This is a genomic window from Nostoc sp. DedQUE05 (genome assembly GCF_034530955.1).
Lineage (GTDB): Bacteria > Cyanobacteriota > Cyanobacteriia > Cyanobacteriales > Nostocaceae > Nostoc.
Window position 1 is genome coordinate 71,862 of record NZ_JAVRCB010000008.1, and the last position, 21,482, is coordinate 93,343.

23 protein-coding genes and 2 pseudogenes are annotated in these 21,482 nt (G+C 40.9%); 8 read left to right on the forward strand and 17 right to left on the reverse strand.

The window, feature by feature from the left end:
- Positions 1 to 206: 206 nt before the first annotated feature.
- The gene (locus tag RMZ42_RS07910) at positions 207 to 1,886 is read left to right on the forward strand and encodes an ATP-binding protein (protein WP_322670893.1); all 1,680 of its coding nucleotides are present in this window, start codon (positions 207 to 209) and stop codon (positions 1,884 to 1,886) included.
- Positions 1,887 to 2,291: 405 nt separating this feature from the next.
- Here the strand turns inward: RMZ42_RS07910 and RMZ42_RS07915 are convergent, their stop codons facing one another.
- The 10 genes and pseudogenes from RMZ42_RS07915 to RMZ42_RS07960 form a co-directional block, all read right to left on the reverse strand.
- Positions 2,292 to 2,564: a type II toxin-antitoxin system RelE/ParE family toxin gene (locus RMZ42_RS07915; RefSeq protein ID WP_322670894.1), complete on the reverse strand. Its 273-nt coding sequence runs from the start codon at positions 2,562 to 2,564 to the stop codon at positions 2,292 to 2,294.
- Positions 2,551 to 2,763: a hypothetical protein gene (locus RMZ42_RS07920; RefSeq protein WP_322670895.1), complete on the reverse strand. Its 213-nt coding sequence runs from the start codon at positions 2,761 to 2,763 to the stop codon at positions 2,551 to 2,553. Before RMZ42_RS07920 ends, RMZ42_RS07915 begins: the two co-directional genes overlap by 14 nt.
- Positions 2,764 to 2,863: 100 nt before the next feature.
- Positions 2,864 to 3,547 (reverse strand): MAE_28990/MAE_18760 family HEPN-like nuclease, encoded by a 684-nt coding sequence (locus RMZ42_RS07925; protein WP_322670896.1) that lies wholly within the window; start codon positions 3,545 to 3,547, stop codon positions 2,864 to 2,866.
- A complete protein-coding gene (locus RMZ42_RS07930) occupies positions 3,547 to 4,635 on the reverse strand; it encodes a DUF262 domain-containing protein (RefSeq protein WP_322670897.1) in 1,089 nt (362 codons plus the stop codon). Before RMZ42_RS07930 ends, RMZ42_RS07925 begins: the two co-directional genes overlap by 1 nt.
- A 232-nt stretch (positions 4,636 to 4,867) precedes the next feature.
- Positions 4,868 to 5,035, reverse strand: a complete 168-nt coding sequence (locus RMZ42_RS07935; protein WP_322670898.1) for an element excision factor XisH family protein — start codon at positions 5,033 to 5,035, stop codon at positions 4,868 to 4,870.
- Positions 5,036 to 5,077: 42 nt separating this feature from the next.
- Positions 5,078 to 7,741 carry a bifunctional aconitate hydratase 2/2-methylisocitrate dehydratase gene (gene acnB, locus RMZ42_RS07940; protein WP_322670998.1) on the reverse strand — a complete coding sequence of 888 codons (2,664 nt, stop codon included), beginning with the start codon at positions 7,739 to 7,741 and terminating at the stop codon, positions 5,078 to 5,080.
- A 285-nt stretch (positions 7,742 to 8,026) separates the two neighbouring features.
- Positions 8,027 to 8,937: pseudogene (locus tag RMZ42_RS07945) on the reverse strand (DUF4351 domain-containing protein).
- 193 nt (positions 8,938 to 9,130) lie between these two features.
- Positions 9,131 to 9,526 (reverse strand): hypothetical protein, encoded by a 396-nt coding sequence (locus tag RMZ42_RS07950; RefSeq protein WP_322670899.1) that lies wholly within the window; start codon positions 9,524 to 9,526, stop codon positions 9,131 to 9,133.
- A gap of 141 nt (positions 9,527 to 9,667) precedes the next feature.
- Entirely contained in the window at positions 9,668 to 9,967 is a 300-nt protein-coding gene (locus tag RMZ42_RS07955; RefSeq protein WP_322670900.1) for a hypothetical protein, read from the reverse strand.
- A gap of 17 nt (positions 9,968 to 9,984) precedes the next feature.
- Positions 9,985 to 10,209: pseudogene (locus RMZ42_RS07960) on the reverse strand (hypothetical protein); the annotation flags it as partial.
- Positions 10,210 to 10,482: 273 nt separating this feature from the next.
- Here RMZ42_RS07960 and RMZ42_RS07965 point away from each other — a divergent pair.
- The 5 genes from RMZ42_RS07965 (at position 10,483) to RMZ42_RS07985 (ending at position 13,975) form a co-directional block, all read left to right on the forward strand.
- Entirely contained in the window at positions 10,483 to 10,803 is a 321-nt protein-coding gene (locus RMZ42_RS07965) for a 2Fe-2S iron-sulfur cluster-binding protein (protein ID WP_322670901.1), read from the forward strand.
- A gap of 147 nt (positions 10,804 to 10,950) precedes the next feature.
- Positions 10,951 to 11,157, forward strand: coding sequence for a hypothetical protein (locus tag RMZ42_RS07970; RefSeq protein WP_322670902.1), 207 nt, complete (start codon positions 10,951 to 10,953; stop codon positions 11,155 to 11,157).
- 196 nt (positions 11,158 to 11,353) lie between these two features.
- Positions 11,354 to 12,418 carry a DUF3326 domain-containing protein gene (locus RMZ42_RS07975; RefSeq protein ID WP_322670903.1) on the forward strand — a complete coding sequence of 355 codons (1,065 nt, stop codon included), beginning with the start codon at positions 11,354 to 11,356 and terminating at the stop codon, positions 12,416 to 12,418.
- 114 nt (positions 12,419 to 12,532) lie between these two features.
- Positions 12,533 to 13,129, forward strand: coding sequence for a CPBP family intramembrane glutamic endopeptidase (locus RMZ42_RS07980; RefSeq protein WP_322670904.1), 597 nt, complete (start codon positions 12,533 to 12,535; stop codon positions 13,127 to 13,129).
- Between the two features lie 225 nt (positions 13,130 to 13,354).
- Positions 13,355 to 13,975 carry a CP12 domain-containing protein gene (locus RMZ42_RS07985; RefSeq protein WP_322670905.1) on the forward strand — a complete coding sequence of 207 codons (621 nt, stop codon included), beginning with the start codon at positions 13,355 to 13,357 and terminating at the stop codon, positions 13,973 to 13,975.
- 265 nt (positions 13,976 to 14,240) lie between these two features.
- On the opposite strand, the gene RMZ42_RS07990 is transcribed toward RMZ42_RS07985, so the two are convergent.
- The 6 genes from RMZ42_RS07990 to RMZ42_RS08015 all read right to left on the reverse strand — a co-directional run bounded on the left by RMZ42_RS07990 (position 14,241) and on the right by RMZ42_RS08015 (position 19,264).
- Positions 14,241 to 15,356: an LptF/LptG family permease gene (locus tag RMZ42_RS07990; protein ID WP_322670906.1), complete on the reverse strand. Its 1,116-nt coding sequence runs from the start codon at positions 15,354 to 15,356 to the stop codon at positions 14,241 to 14,243.
- A gap of 227 nt (positions 15,357 to 15,583) precedes the next feature.
- Positions 15,584 to 16,312, reverse strand: a complete 729-nt coding sequence (gene lptB / locus RMZ42_RS07995; RefSeq protein WP_322670907.1) for an LPS export ABC transporter ATP-binding protein — start codon at positions 16,310 to 16,312, stop codon at positions 15,584 to 15,586.
- A gap of 30 nt (positions 16,313 to 16,342) precedes the next feature.
- On the reverse strand, positions 16,343 to 16,840 hold the full coding sequence (locus tag RMZ42_RS08000; RefSeq protein WP_322670908.1) for an LptA/OstA family protein: 498 nt from the start codon (positions 16,838 to 16,840) through the stop codon (positions 16,343 to 16,345).
- Positions 16,841 to 17,142: 302 nt separating this feature from the next.
- Positions 17,143 to 17,535 (reverse strand): DUF309 domain-containing protein, encoded by a 393-nt coding sequence (locus tag RMZ42_RS08005; protein WP_322670909.1) that lies wholly within the window; start codon positions 17,533 to 17,535, stop codon positions 17,143 to 17,145.
- Positions 17,532 to 17,897 (reverse strand): ferredoxin thioredoxin reductase catalytic beta subunit, encoded by a 366-nt coding sequence (locus tag RMZ42_RS08010; protein ID WP_292854015.1) that lies wholly within the window; start codon positions 17,895 to 17,897, stop codon positions 17,532 to 17,534. The genes RMZ42_RS08005 and RMZ42_RS08010 overlap by 4 nt, the downstream gene beginning before the upstream one ends.
- Positions 17,898 to 18,103: 206 nt before the next feature.
- Positions 18,104 to 19,264 carry a DUF58 domain-containing protein gene (locus RMZ42_RS08015; protein WP_322670910.1) on the reverse strand — a complete coding sequence of 387 codons (1,161 nt, stop codon included), beginning with the start codon at positions 19,262 to 19,264 and terminating at the stop codon, positions 18,104 to 18,106.
- Between the two features lie 169 nt (positions 19,265 to 19,433).
- Here RMZ42_RS08015 and bchM point away from each other — a divergent pair, with 169 nt between their 5' ends.
- Complete coding sequence (gene bchM, locus RMZ42_RS08020) at positions 19,434 to 20,120, forward strand: magnesium protoporphyrin IX methyltransferase (protein WP_289797917.1); 687 nt, start codon at positions 19,434 to 19,436, stop codon at positions 20,118 to 20,120.
- Between the two features lie 81 nt (positions 20,121 to 20,201).
- Complete coding sequence (locus RMZ42_RS08025) at positions 20,202 to 20,510, forward strand: hypothetical protein (protein ID WP_322670911.1); 309 nt, start codon at positions 20,202 to 20,204, stop codon at positions 20,508 to 20,510.
- 227 nt (positions 20,511 to 20,737) lie between these two features.
- Here the strand turns inward: RMZ42_RS08025 and RMZ42_RS08030 are convergent, their stop codons facing one another.
- Positions 20,738 to 21,343: a YdcF family protein gene (locus RMZ42_RS08030; RefSeq protein WP_322670912.1), complete on the reverse strand. Its 606-nt coding sequence runs from the start codon at positions 21,341 to 21,343 to the stop codon at positions 20,738 to 20,740.
- Between the last annotated feature and the right edge of the window lie 139 nt (positions 21,344 to 21,482).

A 21,482-nucleotide genomic window follows, 5' to 3' on the forward strand; every position in this document is an offset into this window, starting at 1 on the left:
AAAACTTGCATTAATAAATAAAAGTAGATTACGAATATTTACTTAGCAATTTTGAAGAATTTCATCCTATATAAGGAAAAGTAAAAATGCGGTAACAGATTGTAATCTCAAGATTGAGGCTAAGATTACGATTAAGAGTAGGTGTCAGCTGAACTACCCGCTTTACCTAAATTTTTATACAGATATCTTTTTGTTCGGAGTTCTTTATGAAAAATATGTTACAAACCTCCATCTCTCAAGAACAGAATTCAGACCAAAGCTATAGCATTTCCTCTTACAACAGGCTGCTTTCGGTCGTGAAGGATTTGGCCTGTGTGCGGACTATTGAAGAAATTATTGAGATTGTGCGTTTGGCTGCTCGCGATCTCACAAATGCTGATGGAGTAACTTTTGTATTGCGGGATGGTGAATGTTGCCACTATGTCGATGAAAACGCCATTGGCCCGCTTTGGAAAGGTATGCGTTTTCCGCTCAAGTCTTGCGTCTCCGGTTGGGCAATGCTCAATAAAAAAGCAGCCGTAATTGAGGATATTTACCAGGATGCACGAATTCCGATTGAGGCGTACAAAGTAACATTTGTCAAAAGTTTAGTGATGGTTCCGATTCGGGTTTCCGATCCTTTGGGTGCGATTGGAGCTTACTGGAGTACACACCACCTAGCCACACCTGAAGAGATCGGAATGCTTGAGATTTTGACTGATACTACAGCAGTTGCGATCGCTAACGTGCAACTTTTCCAGAAACTGACGAACCAAAATGCCCTAAAAGACAAATTTATTGCCATGCTAGCTCACGAACTGAGGAATCCCGTTGCCCCCATCTCCAACGGCGTTCAGCTTCTCAAGTTGAAGCTAGGAAAGACTGGTGCAGTCGGAGAAACAGTTTTAATGATGCAAAACCAGATTAAGCACCTCTCGAAATTGATCGATGAGTTACTTGATGTGTCGTCCATCACTTATGGAAAGATTTCATTAAACCTTGAGAAGGTTAATCTGGTAGAATTAATTCGCCAAAGTCTCAATGACCATGCACAAGCAATCAAGAGATGGAACCTTAATGTTGTAGAAGACCTGCCAAACACGCCCGTGTGGGCTTATGTTGACTCCACTCGCTTCTTCCAAATCTTTGGGAACCTTCTTGATAACGCCTTAAAGTTTTCCCAACCAGATGGAACGATCTGGGTGGATTTCTCAGTTATTCCAGGTGAGAATGGCTCAGGTAGTGTAGCAGTCTTATCTGTAAGAGACTTAGGCATCGGCATAGAACCGACAATATTACCAGAACTTTTCGAGCCGTTTACCCAAGCCGATCGCAGTTTAGATCGTTCGCGGGGCGGGCTAGGTTTGGGACTTTCGGTAGTAAAAAGTCTTGTAGAACTTCATGGTGGTAATGTTGAAGCCTCAAGTAGAGGGATAAATTTGGGAGCAGAATTCAAAGTCACTCTCCCTATGTGCGAAGAGATTACAGCCTCAGACGACGACCTAGAGATTACAGAGGCGGCGAAAAAGTCGTTGAAGATTTTAGTCATCGAAGATAACGAGGATTCAGCCTTATCCTTACAAGCAGTACTTGAGTATTTTGGGCATGAAGTTTCCATCGCCAAGGATGGAATTTTAGGGGTAGAAACTGCAAAGAAGCTTGAGCCTCATGTAATTATTTGTGACATTGGACTTCCCAAAATGGATGGATTCGCCGTTGCACAGGAACTGAGTAAAGACTCCAAATTTACTCGCTCAATTCTGATTGCACTGACCGGCTACGGTAGCCAAGAAGATCGGCAGCTTGCGCTGAAGTCTGGTTTCAAATGCCACTTAACCAAGCCTGTAGACTTTGACATACTGAAAGCAGAAATCGATCGATACTTTGATGAAGTATTATCAAGTTGAAATTATCTTAACCGTCGATCTTCCCTCATAAGGCTTATTACATACGTACTTAATACAAATCCGTTGTTTTGTTTTGGAACATTGCGATCGCATAGATTGACCTCTCCCCCAGCCCCTCTCCGTTGGCGTCAGCCTGCCGTTAGGCATAGCGGAGAGGGGAGCCGGATTTCTCCCCCTTCCCTACAAGGGTTGGGGGTTGGGGGGTTAGGTCTGTGTGCAAAGTGCAAAGGTGCGATGATCGCGCTGATAGAATGGTCAATTAGGTGAAAACATTGTTATCTTTGTACTCCTAAAGCTTGACTGCAAATGACATCTATAAAATCAATAAATTGTTGTCACACAGCATTTGCCGCTTTACTGGTATTAGGGTATATATACAGTAGTGATAACAAGTTTTACAGTGCTTCAAGGAAAAATTCTGTAGATGTCTTTGCGGTGAGCAACTCGTTGGCAAATTAATGTTTGTGTTGCTTGATCAAGAGTAATGCCAATACGATAATCACCAACTCGAATCTTATATTTATCACTATAGCCCTTCAGCTTTTCAAGATATCCTAATTCAAACGGATTCTCTGTTTCAAGTTCTTGAAAGACAATAGGTTCTATGCGGCTTTGAATCTCAACTGGTAAAGCAGCAAGTTCTTTCAAGAACCTTTTAGTATATTCAACTTGCCACATTTTCTTCTTTTAGTGATTGATAATATTGTAGTGCTTCATCTTTTGATAATGGTTTTTCTTCCTCTACTTCATCAATGAGTTTTGCTAACCCATAATCTTCAAGAATTTCTTCAATCTTTTCAAATTCAGCGATAGGAATTTGTACGGCAATAGGTTGTTGATTGTCATCAATAACATAGCTTTTGTGAAGTTCAAGCATTTTAATAACTCCTATGTGTAAAAATCCATACCCTTACTATAAGCTGTAGTAATGAAGCGGTTTTTTATATCTTATTTTCCACAAAACTCACCTGAACTAACTATTTTAAATATTCTTTGTTAGATAGATAACTCTCTATATTCTCTAATATTGCTTTTAAATAAGAAATAACTCTTTTTTGAATTTTTAATAACTCATACGCAGTAGCATTTCTACCAACTTCCTCAAATGACTTAGAACCATGTGCAAGATCATTTCTGTTGGTCTTAACTGTTAGTAAATCGCTCCCATTTTGAGTTTTCCTAGCATTTGTCTTATATGAAAAACCATACATATTTGCTGTATCTTTTATTTCTCTTGCATCGACATTACCTGAAAATAATCTCTTTTTGTTAAAACTAGCTGATATAATATCAACTGAAATATTTTGGATACTAACTAAAAGATTATTTGTGGATTTATTATCTTTATCTTTAATGTTATCAATAATAATCTTTTTAATTTCATCTCTAACATCATCAAAAGAAATATTTTTATTTTTTAGTTCATCGAAAACTGCTTCAATCGCATTAGTCATAGTGGATTCGACTAGATTATAGAGCAACAAAAATCCTGTTGCTTTAAGAGTTTTTTCTAAGTCATTGTTTATTGATTTGGTTTTTGTATTCTTAGCATTACCCATGCTTAATTTAATTGAACCTTGCTCTAAATTTTTCAAAAATAAAAAATATCTACTAACTTCTTGATCGCGGTCATCAAAATCTTGAAATAATGTACTTTTCATTAATTGCCTAGAAGCTGATCGCGAACATAATGAATACGCTTATTGACCTTATTTTGAGAACTACTTGCATCAGATTGAGTACAATCTTTAAATGCTTGAGAATCTAAAAAACTAGTTGATTTTGGTACTAGATTTGGGTTTTCTCTTAATGCTAAAGCAATACCGACAGAGATTGATTCAAACTTGATTCGAGTTGTAGGTTCATAGCAATTTTTTATTTTTCGATAAATATGTAAAGCATTAGGAAAATGCTTTTCCACAAATTCTAACATCAAATAAAACTCATTTTTCATTGTATCAATACTTAGAGAACTAGATTTATTTTCTCGTTCTAAATAGTCATCCAAGAACTCATGAACTTTTCTGCCAGAGTAATTTTTATAATTATTTAAAAATGCAAAAAAACGTAAGACAAATTCTTGTGGATCTCTTTTATCAATTTCAGGTTTAGTAAATGAGCATAAATCTTGAAATTTTTTATTTATTGATAGTTCCTCAATTAAATCGAGAAACTTTCCTGGTTTACTTCCCCTGCGTTTCTCCATTTCATTTAATTCAACACTACCACTATTAATTCTCTCAAAAAGATCCCTTCTGACTTCTTCATCTGCTTCTTCTGTTAATTGAATCATTCTAATAGTAGTTCTGTTAAAACGCCTTTGGCGTTGTGGCGGTAAATCTTCAAAAGTAAACCCATTAAGAGTTTTTAATTTTTCAAGATTTTTTAATCTAAGTTCATTGTTAATAAACCTAGTTAAAGTGCGAATACGTTGTGTACCATCTATAATTTCTAAACGTGCTAAATTTTCTGATTCTGATATATCAGCAACGAAAATATAAGGTATTGGTAAACCTAAAACTACAGATTCAATAAATTTTGATTGCCTATCTTCATCCCAAGCCATTTCTCGTTGATAGTCTGGAATAAAGAATTCATTTTCATCTTCATCTTTGCCATATAAATATTTTTGAACAATTACTTCGATAGGGTATTCTAAGGTGTTGTAGTCAACACGCTTTCTTTTGTCACGAATTTCTTCTTCAGCCTTTTCTTTGCGTTCATCTGTAATTTCTAATTGAGTTACCATAACTTGACAATTTGTTTTCGTTAATGTTTAGTATTAGAGATTTTTGTATTGATTTAACTAATCTGACCAAATTTTACCACTTGGCTAAGTTAAAGGTGAATCTCGAAAAAACATTGTATCTGATCTAATAATTATACTAAACCCTAACTTCATTAAGCTTAGGTATTTTTTCCCCAAGAATCATATCATTTCCTAAAGTCAAGACTCACTTTAGCTGAAATTATACCAACTGTTAATTTTCTATACTTACAGACAGTTTTTTTTCACCAGCTATATCCGCAAACAGTTTAACTTCAGCATATTTGATTGGATAGGGATCAGCCGTAATTGTCGAGCTATCTTTAATTAAGGCATTTTTTACGGCATTATAGTAATATCTTTTGCTGGCATTTTTACCCAAATAATAAAAATTAGGTGGGCATTGCCCACCCTACAATATTTACTAACGCAAACTACTAGCTGGCATACCTAAAAGATCCTCAAGCCTCGGCATATCTTCCAACGTAATCACGCGCCCTTCATCCTCAAAACCGACGATTTGATCGAAGTTCAAATACCGATACAAATTATCTGCAAAAGGATGAATTCTACTCGCCACAATATCCAAGTATTCCTGCACTGTCGGCAGCCGTCCCAGCAGCGCACAAACTGCGGCTAATTCTGCTGAACCAAGATACACTCGTGCATCTTTACCCATGCGATTATTGAAGTTGCGGGTAGAGGTAGAAAATACTGTTGTGCCATCAGCAACTCGCGCCTGATTACCCATGCATAAACTGCATCCTGGCATTTCTGTTCTAGCACCCGCAGCCCCAAAAACGCTGTATACACCTTCTTCTTTTAATTGGTGTTCGTCCATGCGGGTTGGTGGTGCTATCCACAAGCGAGTTTTTACTTCACCAGCACCTTCCAAAACTTTCGCCATTGCTCGATAATGACCGATATTTGTCATACACGAACCCAGGAATACTTCTTGCACTGGATCGTTAGCAACTTCCGATAATAACTTAACATTATCGGGGTCATTGGGAGCAGCAACAATTGGTTCTTTGATTTCGTTTAAATCAATTTCAATTACTTCGGCATACTCTGCATCGGCATCGCCTTCTAATAACACGGGATTGGCTAACCATTCTTCCATCTTTGCCACACGGCGCAGCATGGTACGCGCATCTTGATAGCCTCGTGCTATCATATTTTTCAGCAATGCTACGTTAGAACGCAGATATTCAGAAATTGTCTCTACACTCAGCTTAATTGTGCATCCGGCACAAGAACGTTCGGCGCTAGCATCGGTGAGTTCAAAGGCTTGTTCAACTTTTAAATCTGGCAAACCTTCAATTTCTAAAATTCGCCCGGAGAAGACATTTTTCTTGTTCTGCTTTTCTGCTGTGAGCAAACCTTTTTGAATTGCCACGTAGGGTATGGCATTCACGACATCGCGCAGGGTGACACCGGGTTGCAATTCACCTTTGAATCTTACCAAAACTGACTCTGGCATATCTAAAGGCATCACACCCAAGGCGGCTGCAAAGGCTACCAACCCAGAACCGGCGGGGAAGGAAATACCCAAGGGGAAGCGGGTGTGAGAGTCACCGCCAGTTCCCACGGTGTCGGGTAGCAGCATCCGGTTTAACCAAGAGTGGATGATACCATCACCGGGACGCAGGGCGACACCGCCACGAGAAGCAAAGAAATCGGGGAGTTCGTGATGGGTTTGGATGTCTACTGGTTTGGGATAAGCTGCTGTGTGGCAGAAACTTTGTATCACTAAATCTGCACTGAAACCAAGACAGGCGAGTTCTTTTAATTCGTCGCGGGTCATGGGGCCTGTGGTATCTTGAGAACCAACGGTAGTAATGATGGGTTCGCAGGATGTGCCGGGACGCACACCAGGTAATCCGCAAGCTTTACCTACCATTTTCTGTGCCAAGCTGTAGCCTTTGCCTGTATCAAAGGCTTGCTGGGGACGGGTAAAAACTGTGCTGTGTTCTAAACCTAGTGCAAGACGAGTTTTATCGGTAAGGGTACGTCCAATAAGTAGGGGAATACGTCCACCTGCGCGAACTTCATCGAGGATAGTATCAGGTTTGAGGTCAAAGGTGGAAATAACTTCGCCTGCTTCGTTGGTGATTTCGCCTTTGTAAGGATGGATGGTAATTACCATGCCGGTTTCGAGTTTGGTGACATCGCACTGAATAGGCAAAGCACCGGCATCTTCAGCTGTGTTAAAAAAGATTGGCGCGATCGCACCACCTAAAACATAACCTCCAGCGCGTTTGTTTGGTACAAAAGGTATATCATTTCCCATGTGCCACAACACCGAGTTGATGGCAGATTTACGCGAGGAACCTGTACCAACTACATCTCCCACGTAAGCTACAGGATGCCCTTTTTTCTTCAGTTCGGCAATGGTTGCCAAGCTTCCCGGTTGCCGTGACTCTAACATCACTAAGGCGTGTAAGGGAATATCTGGGCGAGTTGTGGCGCTTTGGGCGGGGGATAAGTCGTCGGTATTGGTTTCGCCAGGAACTTTAAAAACGGTGACAGTAATCGCTTCTGGTACTGTGGGGCGACTGGTAAACCATTCAGCTTCCGCCCAAGAATCAATCACCCGTTTGGCGAAAGGATTGGTTTTAGACAACTCTAAAACATCGTGGAAGGCATCATACACCAAGAGGATTTTGCTTAAAGCGTTGGCGGCGTAGGCGGCGATGGGTTCCTTCCCTTGTCCGCCCATTACCAGAGGCGTTTCGGAAGAGTCGGAGAGGGATACGGTGGGCCATTGCAGCAAATCGATTAAAGATTGCACATTGTAACCACCTACCATCGTCCCCAGCAATTGCACTGCTTCTATGCGCGAAACCAAGGGACTAGTGATTTCCTTTTTGGCGATCGCAGTGAGAAATCCAGCTTTGACATAAGCTGCTGGATCGACACCAGGAGAAACGCGATCGCTCAATAAATGCAATAATATATCCTCTTGACCCTTTGGCGGATTTTTCAGTAATTCACATAATTCTGAGGTTTGCTTCGCATCCAATGGTAAAGGGGGAATACCGAGTGCTGCTCTTTCGGCAACGTGTTTACGATATTGTTCTAGCATTTTTATGTTCTCCATTGGGATGTTCTATCTTCAATTATGAAATTTTTAGGCAATACTTGGCTATAAAAGTTTAGCTTACTTTTATGATGAAAGCCTTACTGGTAATCGGTTATTAGCAACTTTTTTATACTGAAATTTTGGAAAATATAAGGCAATAAAATTCGCTACTACACAAACTTTCGTCCACCTCCGTGGACTAAGAGTAAATCAAGAATTTTTAACCCACAGAGGTGGGTTTCGTTTGTATAGCCGCGACTTCTAGTCGCCAGGTGTAGCAATAATAAATTAGATTGATTGTTGGTTTAACCAAGTTTCTAAATCAGCAACACTAGAAAAATCTAGTAATGCTTCTCCTAAATTCTCTAATTGTTCAATGGATAAACCTTTAATTTGCCCGATTAATGATACATCAATTTCACCACCAATACGGCGATTTAGTAGACGCAGTATTAAGTCTTGTTTTCCTTCTTGCCTTCCTTCTTGCCTTCCCTCTTCTTTGGCTTGTTCTCTGTTTCTTTGATAAAGTGGTTCTAGCCGCATAATTAGCTCCCTATCATCTGCTTCTAATTCTTGATTTACTCTCAAGTTTTCGCGCAAGTTGTAAACTAATTCGAGAGTTGCTTTCTGGTATGGATGATCTAATGGTAACGCTTGCAACTCGATAATCGCTTGTGATTGCACACTTCCCCTACCTAAAAGCCTCAACCATAATGTCTCTGGTGTTTGGGGTAGTTGGTGTATTGCTACAATTGCTGTTCGCAAGGCATCTGGCAGAAAATGTACTCCCGATAACCAACCTGTTTTTTGTATAGTTCCAAAGCTAGACAATCTAGTTTCAGATATGGTAGGTGTAAGAACCCACAATTTGGGAATTTCAGAGTCCTGAAGTTTGATTTTATTAGTTTTAGCTTCTCGTCGCAGCAGAGCCTTTATTTCTAATAATTTGAGAATACAGTCGCAGATTTCATCGGTAGAAGCTGGATTGCGGTATGGTTCTATAATTGCAGGATGTTCAGCAAATCTCCAAGCATTCCCAGTATTTGTATATTAGAGCTTTGCTGTTTGGCAGGAGTGAATAAAACATCTATTTCTTTAATCTCTCCTGAGACTTTTTCTGATGCTTTGACTTCTCCGTAATCTTTTAATAATTCTTCTAGATAATCTTTGGCAAATTTATCATGTATAAACCTGGTCATTCAATTTTAAGATTTCGGAAGTTTTGGGTTAATGTAAAGTGTTATTATATAGCAGTTCTGAATCATTCGTGATGAAATAAATTCCCGACTTCTTAAATAAGTCGGGAATCTGGCCACCTTGTATTTTTACAGATACCATTCTAAAAAAGTTAAAAGCAGATTCTACAAGCCTTTTGACTTTTGCGTAGCGATACTAGGTGGTTATTGCATTTTCATCTGATGTTTTATCTGTGTTAGATTTCAAGCGTGTCAATCGGCTTTTACGGATACGTTCGCTGTCTCTAACGCCACCTGCAAGTTCATATTCATTGCTGTTTTTGCCGTACTTGCAACCAACCCACGTCAGCATTTTGTCTGAAACCTGACTTAAGGTTTTTTCCATGTCATCCAGCTTATTTCTAGAAGAGTCAATCATAGCTATAGCAGCGTTATAATCATCAAGCATATTGTGAAAATTGTCTATTAACTGAGTCAGGTTTTGCAAATTGTAAGTATTATCAAAATTGATCTGTGGATCGATAGCTTTCAGTCCGGCAACTCTAAATTCAGCTTTTTCTAAAATTCGGGAACTACGTTTTTTTCTAGCCATAAATTTACACTTTTAAAAGCTTTACAAAGCTATTTTGTCTCAATTAACCTGGATTTTGGTTCAGCAAAAAGCGCATTTTTTTAGTAAAAGTTTTTCTTTATGTCCGTGATTTCTCGGAATTTAATCATCAAAGGGTGATTTTCAGCAAAATAATATTATGTTTGAGCAACATGACAATAGGGCACAGCATTGCTGTAACCCTACAAATGGTCTGTCTTCTATGTCAACTGCGATCGCTGTAACCTTAAGCCTTAATGCTGTAACCTTAAGCCTTAATGCTGTAACCTTAAGCCTTAATGTTGTAACCTTAAGCCTTAATGCTGTAACCTTAAGGCTTAATGTTGTAACCTTAAGCCTTAATGCTGTAACCTTAAGCCTTAATGTTGTAACCTTAAGCCTTAATGCTGTAACCTTAAGCCTTAATGCTGTAACATTGTGCAAAGTGTGTATTGTTGATTTACAGCGATCGCAATTCCCCACACTGAATCACGAGAAGCACCCACATCCGGCCCGGCAGCTTTGAGAACTTCGCGGGTAGTGCCAAATAAACTATAAAGAGAGTTCATCGCTTCTCGTACCAAACCCTGGTCAACTTCCAAAGGTTTTACAGCAATGCGCGTCACCAATTCCACATAAAGCGACCAAGCCGCCTTCTTTTGTGTGGTGTCAACTTTCCAAGACATCGAACCAATGCCTAAAGGCAGACTTACAGATACAGTCTCTAATGAAACGCGATGTCTACGGCGGGCTACGCCTACGCGCATATTTATAATAAGCAAATTTAACTAATTTATTTGGGTATTGTGTAGTCAATAATGTTACTAATCTATAACTTATTCAGAATTAGTTGCTATAATTATCAATCTTTTACCTAAACTTTTATAGTAACATCTGGATATTTTTAACTAATTCAGATAAACTAATAAATTTGTCCGTAGCATGACCTTCTTTTGTATATGCCCAAAACTTACACCGTAGAAATTGATCACCAAGGCAAAATTCATACCTTGCAAGTTCCTGAAAATGAAACGATCTTATCAGTTGCCGATGCTGCTGGTTTGGAACTGCCGAGTTCTTGCAATGCAGGTGTCTGCACAACTTGCGCCGGTCAAATAAGCGAAGGAACTGTGGATCAAACTGATGGTATGGGTGTTAGTCCAGATTTGCAAAAGCAAGGTTACGTATTGCTTTGTGTTGCCAAGCCCCTTTCTGATTTGAAAATTCAGACGGAAAAGGAAGACATAGTTTATCAATTACAATTTGGCAAAGGCAAATAATCAGCGAACAGTTATCAGTATATCGGATGATTATTCATAACTGAATAACTGTTTGCGGAGATTACCAAACCTGATAAATTACGCAAGTATTTAATTGCAGATAAAATCAGCTATTCTAGAAACTAGAAATTAACAGGAATTACCAAAATGACGACTCATTTTATTACCGCAGAAATTGATTTACAAGAAACTCCCGCAGAGTTACTAGAAGTAATTGAAACAGAGTTAAAGAGACAAGGCGAACCTCTGCGTTGGGCAGTTACTTCTGTGGACGTTGACGAACAAAAAGCTACAGTTGAAGCTGTGGTGACAAAGAGTGCTGTTAGCGATAGCGGGGCATTAAGCCAGTGCTGAGTTAGAAGTTAAAAGCTGAGAGTGGGCAAAGGTTATTTCATTTTCATCTAGCCCGCCTCAGAATGAATTCTGAGTCTAATAGCGAAAGTCGTCTCAAGACGACTAAGAAAAGGTTATAGCCCGTTTTAACGGACTTTAGTTCTGAGCAGTTTATGTTTAGAACAAAATAGCCCTGGAGAGTGGGAAATAACTTAAAATGAATCGTCCATATACCGCTATCTTAATTGTACCAACTGGCGTTGGGGCTGCCATTGGGGGTTATGCAGGAGATGCTTTGCCTGTTGCCAGAGTTATAGCACAGGTTTGCGATCGCCTAATTACTCACCCCAATGTCCTCAATGGCGCAAGTTTGTATTGGAATCTCCCCAATGCTTTTTATGTTGAAGGTTACGGACTTGACAAATTCGCCTCTGGATGCTGGGGGTTGCGTCCAGTCCGCAGCAACAAAGTAGGTTTGCTTTTAGACCAAGGCATTGAGCCAGAGTTACGACTACAACATATACAAGCAGCCGATGCAGTCAGAGCAACTCTGGGATTGACTTTAACAGATTATGTAATTACAGATGCGCCATTAAATGTAGAATTACGGACTACAGCATCGGGGGCTAGTTGGGGAACAATTGGCAACCCAGATAGCTTGTTACGAGCAGCCGAGATATTAATAAAAAAAGCGGGGGCAGAAGCGATCGCAGTTGTCGCCCGTTTCCCGGATGATATGGACTCAGAAGCAGTACAGAAATATCGTCAAGGTGAAGGGGTAGATTCTTTAGCGGGTGCAGAAGCCGTAATTAGCCATTTGCTAGTGCGAACCTTTCAAATTCCTTGCGCCCATTCACCCGCCCTTTTAAGCGAACCTCCGCAACCAGATTTATCTCCCCGTTCCGCCGCCGAAGAATTAGGTTATACCTTTTTGCCTTGCGTGCTTGTAGGATTAAGTCGTGCCCCACAATTTATAATAGAGAGAGCGATCGCATCACAGCAAGGAGATATTTGGGCAGATGAAGTGGATGCTGCGATCGCACCTGCAACTGCCTGTGGTAGCAGTGCCTTACTGAGTTTAAGCCAAAAACGATGCCAAATAATTACAGTAGAAGAAAATAAAACTCTGATAAAAGTTCCTCCAGAACCTTTGGGGATCAAATCTATACAGGTAAACTCATATTTAGAAGCAGTAGGTGTATTGGTAGCACATAAAGCAGGCATCAATCCCTCCGCTCTCCGTCCCAAATTATTACCTTTGCAGTCAGTAATTAAAAGTTAGAAGTTAGGAGTTAGGAGTTTGGAGTTTGGAGTTATGCCCAATGCCCAATTCCCAATTCCCAATTCCCAATTCCCAATGCCCAATGCCCAATGCCCCCTCTCCCTTTAAAAACCTGTGATTGAACAACAAAAGCAAGAGCCAGAAATTCCATACCTAACGCGTATCCAAGTACTTGGGGCGATGGGAGCGACTGCAATCATTTTGTTGATAGTCGCTAAACTTTCGTTATACTTTGGCAACTTTTCGCTATTTTCTTGGGACTTGAATCCAAGAGAAGCGCTATTAGGTGTAGGGTTGGGGTTTGTACTCACCGCGTTAAGTGGCTTAACTTACCGTCTATGGACTGCCTATCGTAAGAGTGCAGATTATTACCTAGAAATCGTACTGAAGCCTTTAGCTTTACCAGATTTAATTTGGCTGGGGTTGCTACCCGGATTGAGTGAAGAATTGTTATTTAGAGGTGTGATACTACCAGCGTTAGGCTCCGATCTGACAGCTGTAATTGTATCCAGTCTTTGCTTTGGCATCTTGCATTTTAGCGGTTCCCAACAATGGCCTTATGTAATTTGGGCAACAATTGTCGGGATGATATTGGCATATAGCGCTCTGCTCACGGGCAACTTGTTAGTGCCGATTGTCGCTCATATTATTACCAATTTGATTTCTAGCTATTTCTGGAAAATACGGCAATTTTCGGCAATTAAAAAATAAATATTTGTTGATCCGCAGAATGTTATCACAATTCATGCTTGGTTTTTGGGCATTGGTTACATTGGATAACATCATAAGTTGACAACTGGTCTAATTTATTGTTGTAGCTGGGCAAAAGTTCCACTTTTTTTACTTTCTAGTTAGAGCAAACTTTGCGCTGCAACGCTTCGATACGTCCATGAGGGCGCAGTGCTGCACCGGACTATTAACCAGGAGACTACAACAATGATGAAAGCTGAAGATATCATGACCAAAGACGTAGTTACCATTCGCGGTTCGGCAACTGTTGCTGAAGCGGTGGGGCTGATGAAGGATAAAGGATTGCGGGCGCTGGTTGTGGATCGTCGCTATGACAATGATGCTTATGGTATTGTCACAGAAACAGATATTGTTTATAAAATAACAGCCTACGGGAAAGATCCAAAGCAAGTGCGGGTTTATGAAATTATGAGCAAGCCCTGCATCGTAGTCAATCCTGATTTGGGTGTGGAATATGTAGCGCGGTTATTCGCTAATACTGGTATTCATCGCGCACCTGTGATTCAAGGCAAGCTGTTGGGGATCATCTCGATTACCGACATTTTGACTAAAAGCGATTTTGTGGAAGCGCCAAAAGCGCTACTGCTGGAGGAGAGAATTCAAAAAGCAATTGAGCAAGCTCGTGCTATTTGCACCGAACAAAGTGCTTATTCTAAAGCCTGTGCAGCTGCCTGGGATGAGGTAGAAGAACTTCAGGCAGAAGCAGCTCATCAAAAAGCTGAGGGTATGATATCAGCGAAAGTTTCTTTTGAAGAATACTGCAAGGAAAACCCCAATGCACCAGAATGTCGAAATTATCATCCGTAATTGAAGTGGGAGGATGAAGGAGAATAATAGACATCTGGTGAAAAAGGAATATAGAAATGTAGCACTGCTATGTTTCTACAAGGGTTATGGATAACGCATATTTAATTTCACCAGATGTTTAATAATTGTTTGTCTACTTCCGCATCCTCCTCAATTCATACCAATTTAAAAAAAAATGCGACAGATACATCCGAACATACCTTTGTTCTGTTTAGCTTTCCTAATTTTGAATTTTGAATTTTGAATTTTGAATTTTGAATTGGTATTACCTTCTCGCAACTCGCATCAATAAAAATAAACCTATTCCCAAAAAAAGAAAGTTGGGCAACCAAGCCCCCATAAACGGAGAAAGGACACCTGCTTGTGCCATCGCCCCACTAACAAAGAATATTAAGTAGTACGAAAATATAACTATGACACTAATCCCAAAGCTGGTACCTCTCCCCGTTCGCTGGGGTATGCTTCCCATCGCTGCACCTACCAAGCCAAAAACCACGCATACAAAGGGCAAAGAGATTTTTTGTTGAATCCGCACTTCAAGTTTACGAATTTTTTGGCGATCGCCACCAAGATTTTCCACTTCTAGTTGCTGTAGTGCTTCGGCAATATTCATTTCACCATAATCGCGGCTTTTTTCTGCCAGACTTAATGGCGTGCGCGGTAGTTGCAGTTGTTGCTGTTCAAATCTGACGATGTTACGATAAGAGCGATCGGCAGCAACAAAATAGATTGTGCCGTTGTAAAAATCCCAAACATTTTGAGAAGGATTCCACTGAGCCGATTCTGATACGACAATTTGATTCAGATTTTTGGTTGAGCGATCTATAATTGTCAACCCTTTCATCCGCTTACCATCAAATTGGTCGGCGTAAAACAAGCGTGTCAATATCCGATTTTTAGAACCATCCGGCTGGACAACATCCTGGTATTCAGGATAGAAAATATTTTGTTGTTTAAAAGTGGGCTTGTCTGATTTGAGCGCTTTATCCAGAGTCATCGCCGCTTGATAATTTGCTGCTGGTGCAATTTCTTCGTTAAACACAAATGTCATTCCTGTGACTACAAGACTTAACATCACAGCAGTTAGCACCATGCGATAGACACTGACACCACAACCACGCAAGGCAATTAGTTCGCTCTCGCTAGAAAGACGACTGTAGGTCATCAAAGTAGCCAGCAGCGTAGACATGGGGAAGGCTAAAACGATAAAGTTGGGAAATTTTAACAAAAAAACTTGAATAGCAATGTCTATAGGTAGCCCAGATTCGACAATTTTTCTAACGAGATCGAATACAGCATCAATAGTGACGCCAATTGATGAAAAAGCTCCGACACCAAAGAAAAACGGCGCTAACAATTCGCTGGCAAGATAGCGATCCATGATCGTAAAAGGCAGCAGCGAATAGAGACTATTAAAATACGTGAGCTTCTTTGATATCATAAGCAATTTTAAAATTTAGATATTGGCAACCCTGGCAAAGCAAAACATCTCTAGTGTATTTAAGATCAAAATTAAATACTTAATGGCTAAAAATAAACTAATAAATTCATGCTGAAGAATCAAAAATCAAAATATCCTGGGAGATTATTAACTAAGTAATTGTTAATTTAGACTTGAAAATTATCCCCCAAATAATATTGCCGCACGAGGGGATTGCTGTAGAGTTCGTCAGCAGCGCCAAAAGCGAGAATTTGTCCCTCACGCATGATGTAGGCGCGATCGGTGATCGCCAGGGTTTCGCGGACATTATGATCTGTAATTAAGATACCCATGCCGCGATCGCGCAGTTGTGCTACGATTTGCTGAATTTCTGAGACTGCGATCGGATCGACTCCGGCAAATGGTTCATCCAAAAGTAAAAATTTTGGCCCTTCTTGTCCAGCAGCTAAAGACCTTGCTAATTCCGTCCGCCGTCGCTCACCACCAGAAAGTTGAATTCCTTTACTCCTAGCTAATTTTTCCAACCGAAACTCCCGCAGTAAAGTTCTGAGTCGCCTTGCCCATTCCCATCGTGGCACATGAGTTTGTTCTAGCACTAACAGAATATTATCCTCTACCGACAGTTGGCGAAAAACACTGGCTTCTTGTGCTAGATAACCAATACCCAGTCTTGCCCTTTGATGCATTGGCATTCCCGTCACGTCTACATTACCCAGCCAAACTTTTCCTTGATTGGGTTTTTCTAAACCTGTGGCAATGTAAAAAGTCGTCGTTTTACCAGCCCCATTGGGGCCTAGTAAACCAACGATTTCCCCCTGAGCAACAGAAAGATTGACACGATTGACAATTACTCGCTTGCCGTAAGATTTGTGAATATTCTCTAAAACAATTTTCACGCTGGAAGCACCCTTTCTTGGTGGTAAATGCTAATTAGAAGGCTTCAAAGGTGGTGTTTTTGGGGCAGGTGTCGCAGTTTGTCCATTATTATCTGATTCTTGCACCATGTAGATGGACTCTACCTGACGGTTGGATTGGGGTAAAGCAACAAATCGCCCTTCATCAATTAAATAGGTTACTTTCTCTGCTCGGATACTGTTACCGCCCTGTTGCAAAATATAGACGTTGCCACTGAAATCAATTCGGCGTTCTTTACTAAAATACTGTGCTTGGGCAGATGTTGCCTGAAGTTGGCGAGCCGGATACAACATTTGCACATTACCGCGAGCGGTGATTACTTGATTTTTCGCGTCATATTCTTGCACATCAGCGCGGATAGTCAGGGGGCGATTTGCCTGAGATGTTTGTGCAGTAGCGGTTTGCACTTGGGTAGGGAAGGCAAAAGCGCCCAAAAGTGTAGCTGGCAGCATTAAAGCTAATCCAAAGCGACGTATCTGGGATAAGGGCAATTGATAGCAGGGCATCATAGCAATTGGGGATTTAGGATTTCAGCTTGCATTCTAATTATCTCAAGTACTTTATCCAGATTATGAAATATACAATCTGGAGTGATTTCTGATAACTACTGGCTGAAATAGTGACGCTACCCCCAACCTCAAGGTTTCAGGTAATTGACATCTGAATGAAAATGACGTAGACACAATACTCTTTTTTTAACAAAGACGCTATGCGTAGCTTGCTTCCACGTAGTAGTACGGGAAGCCCTCGGCTAGATGAATTTTGCCTACCAAGGATTTCGGGTAACACATAATTAATTTCACTCCTATGTCTAATCAGTCGTTAGCACGATTTTAGGCAAAGATAAGACTTGATTTTCGCCCAGATTGCCAGCAGCAATCAAGTCTGGCCCTATTTGCTGTAATGTCGTCAACAACACTGCGCTCTCGCTCAATAGCTCATCTACGTCAATGCCGCTGTAACTAGATGGGTAACGGCGTAGGCGATTGCTGCCTTCTCCCAATAGAATTACAGCACCTCGCCAGTTCCGATTTTCCAAATGATACAGTGCCACAGCAATTTGGAGAATTCCTTGATAAAAGCTTTTTTCCGGTTCGCCAGCTTCAATCCACAAAGCCTCTAAAGTGTCATGACAAGCGTAGAACTGTCCAGAATTGAACTGTTCTACGCCTTGCCAAAACTCTTGGGGGATGATTTCGCTCATCCCATGCTGTCTCGTACTTCTTTGATTGTTTCCAGAGAGATTTCTTGTTTATCTCCAGCAAACTCATTGTCAGAGGTGAGGAACAACATGCAATGGCACTCTTTGCGTTCTCTCATTGGCACACAAGGACAGTTCCAATATGTGGCGTGAATCTCAGCTTCTTTATCTTCGTAATGGCGACAAGGACATAAAGGCGCACCCAGGTCGTCTTTATGTTTGGCTAATCCTTCAATCACAACTGCGGTGACAGAAGGTTCAGAACAGAAGTATGTTCCAGTACGCTTGGCGTATTGTTCGGAAAAATGCCGCATTGCCTCTAGGCTTTTATCGCTGGATTTTGTGTTATGTTCTGATGCGATCATGTCGTTCATAATTTAAATATTTCTTTGCATTGTACCTCAGCCTTACTAAGGGATTACTGGGTGTATTTCCCCAACCTTTTCCCCTCAAATTGTTTTACATTTGCTCAAAGGCTGATATATCCGGTGTCCTGGGATCGGAGAAAATCTCAGAAATCGCAGAAGTTGAACTTGTCAGCGGTCTTTGAAATTATAAAATTTGAATTGATTTATGAATGTAATGTTTTTTGTAGCTGGGGTTGCAGTGGGCGATCGCTTTGCAAAACTATACCAGGGTGTTCCCAATTGATTACTTCTGGTTCTGCTGCTGAGGAGATATTTGGCCATAAAACCCAGCGACTACCTTGAGGAAGAGTAGCAAGGCTCAGAGGATTCTGAGTCAGCCAAATCAAAGGATAGCTTTTAGGAATTACTGAACTGGCATCTTCTAAGGCTCTGGTTGCTGCTAAGGTTTCTAGAACAAAGCGATCGCCTTTGATTAAATTTGTTGATGCTGTCCACAGTTGCACCTGTAATTCTTGTTGCTGTGCATAAAAGTACAAAGATGCTGCGGCAATTACTGCTTGTTCAAAGTTTTCTTCTTCCCAATTGCTAGCACTGTCAAGGGCAATCACTATTTCTTGTCCACCTGTTACCATTTCTAACTCCCGCACCCTTAATTCGCCATAACGGGCACTAGTCCGCCAGTGAATCAAGCGAGTAGGATCTCCTAGACGGTAGGGACGGAGCGATCGCACCAGCCCCGTTGTCGCTGTTTGCAAGGGTTTACCACGAGGATCGCCCCTTTTGCTCTCTTCTTGTCCCATTTCATCTACTAGGGGGCAGCTAGCCAAGGGTAACACTGTGGGATAAACGATCGCTGTGGCAGCACAATCACGCTGACGGCGACACCAAAACAAACCCAAAGGCGCACCAGAACCAAGTTCGACTGTGTGCCAGCGATAAACACCCCGACGCACAGTCGGGTGGTAATATACCCAACGGTAACTACCTTGGCTAGGAATTGTTTCGATTGCTTTTTGTACTGGTTTCCCTAAGACGAAGGGGAGTATATCTTCAACTTGCAATAAACTTACAGGCTGCTGTGTCTGATTGCAGATTTCTAATTCCACCGTCAACTCGTCGCCTGCTGACACAGGTTGTATGGGACGGCGAGTGATGGATAGACCTGTGAGCGATCGCGGCGGTAAGATGGCTGCTACACCCAAAAGGGCAAAACTAATGCCGCTAATGGCGTAAAGCCAACCAGCCATCGTATTGATACCTGCGCCAAAAAAACAAATAGCGGTTAATCCTAGCACCCAACCGCCGTATGCAGGGGCACTGGCGCGGGTTTCTAACCAATTGGTGATGGGTTTGATGATTTTCATGTTTCTTTTTTAACCCAACACCACCCTAAATTCACAGGGTCTTAGGGTATGTCAAAAAAACCATAATAGTAATATTTATGAAGCCATCTAGAAAAATCTGGAAGACCGCTCTTATGGGTTCCTATCAATGATAATTTTAAGCATTGGGAACCCCTAAAAATCGAAGTTTATGAACGCAGCCGATGACAAAACGATTGTTCGCGAATATTTCAATTCCACAGGGTTTGACCGTTGGAAGCGAATCTACGGCGATGGCGAAGTCAACAAAGTCCAATTAGACATCCGCAATGGACACCAGCAAACTGTGGATACAGTTCTCGGTTGGCTGAAGGCTGATAACAATTTACCAGAGCTATCAATCTGTGATGCTGGGTGTGGTGTCGGTAGTCTCAGCATTCCCCTGGCAGTCGATGGTGCCAAAGTCTATGCCACCGATATTTCGGAAAAAATGGTAGAAGAAGGCAGAGATAGAGCAAAACAAACTTTGGGAAATACCGAAAATCCGACTTTTGCGGTGCAGGATTTAGAATCGTTGAGTGGTAGCTACCATACCGTTATTTGCCTAGATGTTCTCATCCATTACCCTCAAGAAAAAGCCGATGAGATGATATCTCACCTCTGTTCTTTGGCACAGTCGCGGATAATTCTCAGTTTTGCGCCGAAGACCTGCGCCCTGAGTATACTCAAGAAAATTGGCAGTTTCTTTCCTGGGCCAAGTAAAGCCACTCGTGCTTATTTACATCGTGAGGCTGATGTGGTGAAAATCTTAGAAAGCAATGGCTTTTCTTTGCAACGACGGGCAATGACAAAGACTCGCTTCTATTTTTCTCGCCTACTGGAAGCTACACGCAATTAAGGTTAAAATCGCAGCAAAGGTATAATAAACCTCTTGCTGCGATTTGACAATCTCAAACATGAGATATGGTAAATATTACCGTTGACATCAAGCTTTGTTTTTCTCAATATTGGTATTCTGGCAAATCGAAAGGGGAATAATAAAGTGATTAAATATGCTGAACGTTGTATTTTTTCCGAAGAAGAATATCTAGAGGCATTCCATTCAATTTATGAGGGATTAACTCCAGGGCATAAAGCTATCTTGGATAAGTTATATCAGCATTGTTACTTTATGAAAGATAATCGCAGATTACGTACTTGGGAGTTATCTGAAGCTGCTGAATATAATGGTGATTCTCCTGGACAAATTGGTCATTTAGGTGCAGTTTTTGCAAATTTTTTGGAGTAAAAGATGATGAATTTGGTCAACCAGCACTTGCAATAGTTAATTGGTTTGCAGATGAAACGAATGGGTATTGGTACATTGAGCTAATTCCTGAAGCAGCTAGAGCATTTAAGCATTTTCGCCTCGAAACTATCTAATTACAAAGGTTGATAATGTTAGTTAATTTATACAGGAAAAGGTTACAGCTTTATTTTCTAATATTGGGCATTTTTAGTTGCAGTCCGCTACGGCTATATTTTAAACACTAAGTAGACAAAGTAAAAATAAGTTTCTCGGCTCAAAAACTCCATCTGACTGCGAAAACTGCGATAGCGGGTAGTAGGTGTGGGAGACGAATGTGCATCCATTCCTAAGCCTCGTGCCATCAATACGGCTCGCTTCATATGCAATGGATCGCTGACAATAAGAAACTTGGTTAATTGGTGAGCATTCGCTACTTCCAAAGCATTTTTGAGGTTCTGGTGAGTTGTGCGAGATTGAGTCTCAATGAGAATATCAGCAGCTTTTACCTGGTGTGCGATCGCATAATTTTTCCCAACTATAGCTTCAGCTGGTTCATTACTCTCCCCAACTCCGCCAGTAAAAATGATTGTCTTAACAAATCCATTTTTATATAAGTTAATGGCGTGGTTAATTCGCTCTCTGAAAACAGGAGATGGTTCTTCTTTCCAAACTGCCGCTCCTAAAACAATTGCTGCATCTGCCTTGATATTATTATTACTCCTGCCATATAAATAAATACTTGAGGCAGAAGAAGCGATCGCCAGCGACAAGGCAGATATCAAAGCCACTGTCATCAAAATTAACCATTTTTTGGGAATTTTGTAATTGAGCATGGGGCGTTGTGCTATTTTTCATTCTTAGTTTCAATTTGCTCAAGGGCGATCGCAGTCTTTACGGTTTAACCTGGGATTGAATGCTTTAGTGTCGGCGCTTTTCGAGAGATGTTGCGATCGTCTCAAATACCGAGCGTTG

Excerpts from the sequence above, each read along its gene's own strand:
- RMZ42_RS07965 (WP_322670901.1), top strand. The coding sequence starts at position 10,483 with ATGCCCAAAACTTACACCGTAGAAATTGATCACCAAGGCAAAATTCAT.
- RMZ42_RS07990 (WP_322670906.1), bottom strand. The coding sequence starts at position 15,356 with ATGGATCGCTATCTTGCCAGCGAATTGTTAGCGCCGTTTTTCTTTGGT.
- RMZ42_RS07910 (WP_322670893.1), top strand. The coding sequence starts at position 207 with ATGAAAAATATGTTACAAACCTCCATCTCTCAAGAACAGAATTCAGAC.
- RMZ42_RS07975 (WP_322670903.1), top strand. The coding sequence starts at position 11,354 with ATGAATCGTCCATATACCGCTATCTTAATTGTACCAACTGGCGTTGGG.
- RMZ42_RS07950 (WP_322670899.1), bottom strand. The coding sequence starts at position 9,526 with ATGGCTAGAAAAAAACGTAGTTCCCGAATTTTAGAAAAAGCTGAATTT.
- RMZ42_RS07920 (WP_322670895.1), bottom strand. The coding sequence starts at position 2,763 with ATGCTTGAACTTCACAAAAGCTATGTTATTGATGACAATCAACAACCT.
- RMZ42_RS07985 (WP_322670905.1), top strand. The coding sequence starts at position 13,355 with ATGATGAAAGCTGAAGATATCATGACCAAAGACGTAGTTACCATTCGC.
- RMZ42_RS08005 (WP_322670909.1), bottom strand. The coding sequence starts at position 17,535 with ATGAGCGAAATCATCCCCCAAGAGTTTTGGCAAGGCGTAGAACAGTTC.
- RMZ42_RS07970 (WP_322670902.1), top strand. The coding sequence starts at position 10,951 with ATGACGACTCATTTTATTACCGCAGAAATTGATTTACAAGAAACTCCC.
- RMZ42_RS08010 (WP_292854015.1), bottom strand. The coding sequence starts at position 17,897 with ATGATCGCATCAGAACATAACACAAAATCCAGCGATAAAAGCCTAGAG.
- bchM (WP_289797917.1), top strand. The coding sequence starts at position 19,434 with ATGAACGCAGCCGATGACAAAACGATTGTTCGCGAATATTTCAATTCC.
- RMZ42_RS08000 (WP_322670908.1), bottom strand. The coding sequence starts at position 16,840 with ATGATGCCCTGCTATCAATTGCCCTTATCCCAGATACGTCGCTTTGGA.
- RMZ42_RS08015 (WP_322670910.1), bottom strand. The coding sequence starts at position 19,264 with ATGAAAATCATCAAACCCATCACCAATTGGTTAGAAACCCGCGCCAGT.
- acnB (WP_322670998.1), bottom strand. The coding sequence starts at position 7,741 with ATGCTAGAACAATATCGTAAACACGTTGCCGAAAGAGCAGCACTCGGT.
- RMZ42_RS07930 (WP_322670897.1), bottom strand. The coding sequence starts at position 4,635 with ATGGTAACTCAATTAGAAATTACAGATGAACGCAAAGAAAAGGCTGAA.
- RMZ42_RS08030 (WP_322670912.1), bottom strand. The coding sequence starts at position 21,343 with ATGCTCAATTACAAAATTCCCAAAAAATGGTTAATTTTGATGACAGTG.
- RMZ42_RS07915 (WP_322670894.1), bottom strand. The coding sequence starts at position 2,564 with ATGTGGCAAGTTGAATATACTAAAAGGTTCTTGAAAGAACTTGCTGCT.
- RMZ42_RS07925 (WP_322670896.1), bottom strand. The coding sequence starts at position 3,547 with ATGAAAAGTACATTATTTCAAGATTTTGATGACCGCGATCAAGAAGTT.